The sequence below is a fragment of the Streptomyces sp. MnatMP-M17 genome, assembly GCF_900091995.1.
Lineage (GTDB): Bacteria > Actinomycetota > Actinomycetes > Streptomycetales > Streptomycetaceae > Streptomyces.
In genome coordinates this window covers 1-4976 of sequence record NZ_FMDK01000308.1, presented here as the reverse complement: position 1 = coordinate 4976, position 4976 = coordinate 1, and the positions used below count along the sequence as shown (strand labels likewise).

Sequence of the window (4976 nt, the reverse complement as noted above, 5' to 3'; positions counted from 1 at the left end):
GGGATAGACGCCGGGAGCGCCCGCCGTCGCGTCGTCGGCGGGTCCCGAGGTGAGCGCAGGCAGCGCGCGCCGGGCGAGGCCGCGCAACAAGGGTGACTTTCCGGCGTCCTCGCCGCAGAGGCCGAGGGAGCCGAACAGCTCCCGCACGCCGCCGTATCCGGCGCCGCCCACGACCTGACGGCACGAGCCGTACAGCACCGCCATGTTCCGGCAGGCGTCGGTCTTCAGGAAGGCCCGGAGCAGGCTCGTCTTCCCGATACCGGCCGGCCCCGACAGCAGCACCAGACCCGCGCGCCGGGCGCGCGCGGCCTCGGCGTGGCGCGTCAGCACCCGTAGCTCACCGGCGCGGCCGACCAGAGCGCTGGACAAACCCATGAGATCGGCCTGATCCAGCATCAAGGTCTCCTCGCATCTCGGGGGACACAACAGACGCACTGACTCGTCGATGGCATCCCGCACAACAAAGTTGAAGGAACAACAATCGACTGGACGCGCGGGTGCGTGATCACGGATCCCGTACCCATGGAGCCTCTGGCGCCGGTGGCTCCGGGCGCGCTGAGCAGGTCATCGACCAATCGATGCCTGGGGACTACCCCGCGCGGACTGGATCACTCACCACCGTCTTGCAGACGCCAGAACTCGCCCGGAAAACGAGATCGTGTTATACGGGCAACGGCGCGGTTTCCCGGGCAGAACACCGCGCCGGAAGAGCAACTCCCTTCCGGAGTACGGCGTTCGGCGGTGTCCGGTCCTCGGCGGCATCCGGTGTTCGGTGTTCGGTGCTCCGTGTGGTGTGTGAGGATGGTGTGTGCAGGAGGAGATGGTGGTGCGTGGCCCCGGAGGCCGGACCGTGGGCGTCAGCCGCGGGACTTCAACCGCCGGACGTCAGGTGGTTCCGCAGGAGCGCGATCACAGCGGGCGCCTGGGCGCTGAGAAAGAAGTGCCCGCCCGGGAAGACCTTCAGTTCGAACGCTCCCGTGGTGTGTCCGCGCCAGTCCTCGGCCTCGTCCAGCGTGGTCTTCGGATCGCTGTCGCCCGTCAGCACCGAGATCGGCGCCCGGACGACCGCGCCCGGCTCGCACCGGTAGGTCTCGATGGCACGGTAGTCGCTGCGGATCGCCGGCAGAATGAGGCGCAGGATCTCCTCGTCGCCGAGCAGGGCCGAATTCGTACCGGAGAGCAGCTTCAGCTCCGCGACGATCCCGTCGTCACTGAGGCGGTGCACCTTCTCGTCACGGTGGCGCGACGGCGCACGCCGCCCCGAGGCGAAGAGCCGGGAGAGCTCACCGCCGTCCGCCTCGTACCGCCGCGCGACCTCGAAGGCGAGCGTCGCGCCCATGCTGTGCCCGAAGAACGTCGTCGGCCGCGCGTGCAGCTGTCTGCGCAGGGCCTCGTAGACCTGGTCGGCCATGGTGTCGATGTCGTCGGGGCTGATCTCCTTGCGCCGGTCCTGACGTCCCGGATACTGCACCGAGAACACCTCGGCCACGGACGACAGTTGCGCGGACACCGGGAAGTAGAAAGACGCCGAGCCACCCGCGTGGGGGAAACAGAAAAGCTGTCTCGGGCTGTCCGGTGCCTGATGGAAGCACCGTGCCCAGAGGCTCTCCTCGGTGGACGTCGTCATCGTGTCGCATCCTCCTCAGACCTGGGTCGAGCGATCCGGACCGCCCGGCGGTCCGCAACTGCGGAACATCCGGGACCCGTACGGCATTGTCACACGGATCAACAGCCGTTACGGTCCGGTGCCCGGCCACCCCATTCCACTAGGGCGGACAGTGGGAAATTCCCTAGTCTCTGCGCGCTCCGCGGTGACGGAACCCACGCCGGGCGCCCGGCCGGACCATAATCGGCCAGACGGCCCGGGTCGCTTCCGGCCAGACGACCCGGATCCGCTGTGACGACCCGGATCCGACGGCCCGCATCCGACGGCCCGGAACTGTCCTCAGGACAGGCCCAGTTCGTCATCGAGGAGCGCGAACACATCGTCGTCCGACGCCGTGTCGAGATCGAACTCGCCGGTGCCGCCCGCCGACTCCCGGCGCAGCGCCGCCCACTTCGTCCTCAGCACCTCGATCCGTCCCGCGACTTGCTTGAACTCCTGTGCGTCGACGGTCAGTTCCGCGATCTTCTTCTCCAACTGGTCGAGCACGGCGAGTACGGAGCCGGCTCCGGTGACCTCCTCCGTGACGAGCTGGGAGTGGAGATGCTCCACGACATCGGCCGCTGTGGGGTAGTCGAACAGGAGGGTGGCGGGCAGCCGCAGTCCGGTCGCGGCGTTGAGCCGGTTCCTGAAGTCCACCGCCGTCAGCGAGTCGAAGCCCAGCTCCTGGAACTGGCGCGTGGCCCCGATCGCTGTACCGTCCGTGTGTCCGAGCACCATGGCGGCCTGGTCCCGTACCAGCTTCAGCAGGACGTCATGGCGCTCCTCGTCGGTCAGCCCGGTCAGCCGTCGCGCGAGCGCGCCCGCCGACTGCGGAGCGGCTGTGGACGTGGCGGCGGCTGTGGCCGACCGCCGGGAGGTCGTACGGATGAGGCTCCGGAGCAGCGGCGGAATTTCGCCCTGGGCGGCGCGCAGGGCCGGCAGATCCAGTCGTACGGGGACCACCAGCGCCCGGGTGCCGATGGCCACCGCGCCGAACAGTTCCACGCCCAGGTCTGCGGAGAGCGGCGGCATGCCCGAGCGCGCCAGCCGTCGCATGTCCGCCTCGGACACGGTGCCGGTCATCCCGCCCGACCGCTCCCACGGGCCCCACGCCAGCGATACTCCGGGCAGCCCTTCGGCCGCGCGGCGTGCCATCAGCGCGTCCAGGAAGGTGTTGGCGGCGGCGTAGTTGCCCTGGCCCGCACCACCGAACACGCCGGCCACGGACGAGAACACCACGAACGCGGCGAGATCGAGGTCCCGGGTCAGTTCATGCAGATGCCAGGCGGCATCGGCCTTGGGACGCAGTACGGTGTCCAGCCGCTCGGGTGTCAGCGATGCGATGGTGCCGTCGTCCAGCACACCTGCCGTGTGCACCACGGCCGTCACCGGATGCTCGGCGGGCACCGCGGCCAGTACGCCGGCCAGCGCGGCACGGTCGGCGACATCGCAGGCGGCGGCGGTGACCTCGGCGCCGAGACGCGTCAGCTCGTCGACAAGTCGGCGCGCGCCCTCGGCGCCGATTCCTCGGCGGCTGAGCAGGAGCAGCCGCCGTACGCCGCGTTCCGCGACCAGATGCCGGGCGAGGACACCGCCCAGACCACCGGTTCCGCCGGTGATGAGTACGGTGCCGCCGCGCTCCCAGGTGTCGGAGTCGGACAGGTCGGACGGGTCGGTTGTGCCGGACGGGTGGGTCGGGTTGGTCGAGTCATCCTCCGTGGCCGGTTGCGGGAGAGGCGCGCGTTCGAGCCTCGCGGCCCTGATCTCGTGCCCGCGGAGCACCAGTTGCGGTTCGTCCGAGCCGATGGCCTTCCCAAGACGGGTGAGGCCGTCGACGGCGGGAGCCGGATCCTCGGAGCCGGCCACCACCGGGTCGAGATCCAGGTCGAGATCCAGTAGAGCGAAGCAGCCCGGATTCTCCGACTGCGCCGACCGCACCAGGCCCCAGACGGCAGCCGCCGCCAGATCGGACACACCGCCGCCGTCCACCGCCACCGCGCCGCGCGTGACGAACAGCAGACGCGATCCGGCGAACCGGTCCTCGGCCGACCAGCGCTGGACCTGCTCCAGCGTCCTGGCCAGGACGGCGCGTACGGATCCGGGTACGGTGCCGGCCTCGGCGTCGGCCGTCTCACCGCGTACCGGGATCAGCACCACATCCGGCGCCGGGCCGTCCGCCGCCGCGAGCGACGCCAGATCGTCGTACGCCTCGACGCTCGGGCCCGATGCGGCTACGGCGCCGGCGAGCCCGAGAAGGTCCGGCCCGACGAGGGCGACCGACTCGGGCACGGCCGGACCGGCCGGGACAGGGATCCACTCCACCGTGAACAGCGCGTCGTTGCCGGTTCCCGCGGATTGGTTCAACTGCTCGCTGGACACGGCCCGTACGAGGAGCGAGTCGACGGAGGCGACCGGCGCACCGGTGGTGTCCGCGACCGCGATCGACACCGCGCCCTTGCCTCCGGACGGCGCGATCCGTACCCGTAGCGCGGAAGCGCCCGTCGCATGCAGCGAGACGCCCTCCCACGAGAACGGCAGACCGCCGGCGCCCTCCTGGCCGTCATCGGCGAGGAGCGACGCGTGCAGGGCCGAGTCGAGCAGCGCCGGATGCAGACCGTACGCTCCTGCCTCGGTGCCCTCCGGAAGGCTCACCTCGGCGAAGATCTCACCGTCGCGACGCCACGCGGCCCGTAGCCCCTGGAACACCGGGCCATAGGTGAAGCCGAGCTCCGCGAACCGTTCGTAGCAGCCGTCGAGTTCCAGTGCCTCGGCGCCCTTCGGGGGCCACACCGTGGCGTCGAAGCCGGTGTCCACCGTCTCGGCACCACTGGTGAGCGTGCCGGTGGTCAGCGTGCCGGTGGCATGCTGCGTCCATGGCGCGTCGGCGGCGTCCTCGGGCCGTGAGTAGATGCCCACCGTACGACGGCCCGACTCGTCGGGAGTGCCCACGGCGACCTGCACCTGTACGGCGCCGCGCTCGGGCAGGACCAGTGGCGCCGCGAGCGTAAGCTCCTCGACACGGTCGCCGCCCACCTCGTCACCTGCACGAACGGCCAGCTCCAGCAGAGCGGTTCCGGGCAGCAGGATCCGGTCCATCACCCTGTGGTCAGCGAGCCATGGATGCGACTGCACGGAGAGCCGCCCGGTGAACAACACGCCCTGACCGGCTGCCAGTTCGACGGCCGCGCCCAGCAGCGGATGCCCGGCGGAACCGAGCCCGGCCGCGCGCACATCACCGGCCCCGGACAGCGAAGCGGCCGGCCAGAACCATTGGTGCTGGAAGGCGTACGTGGGCAACTCCACCCGCCGCGCACCGCTTCCGGCGAAGAAC

General features: G+C 70.6%; 3 protein-coding genes. All 3 read right to left on the bottom strand.

From position 1 onward, the window contains the following. On the bottom strand, nt 1-396 hold a 396-nt coding region (locus GA0115259_RS14425; protein WP_141716563.1), incomplete at its 3' end, for an ATP-binding protein. A 475-nt stretch (nt 397-871) separates the two neighbouring features. Beyond that, nucleotides 872-1627 (bottom strand): thioesterase II family protein, encoded by a 756-nt coding sequence (locus GA0115259_RS14420; RefSeq protein WP_093596191.1) that lies wholly within the window; start codon nt 1625-1627, stop codon nt 872-874. A gap of 318 nt (nt 1628-1945) precedes the next feature. After that, a partial coding sequence (locus GA0115259_RS14415; RefSeq protein WP_141716562.1) for a type I polyketide synthase occupies nt 1946-4976 on the bottom strand: 3031 nt, incomplete at its 5' end.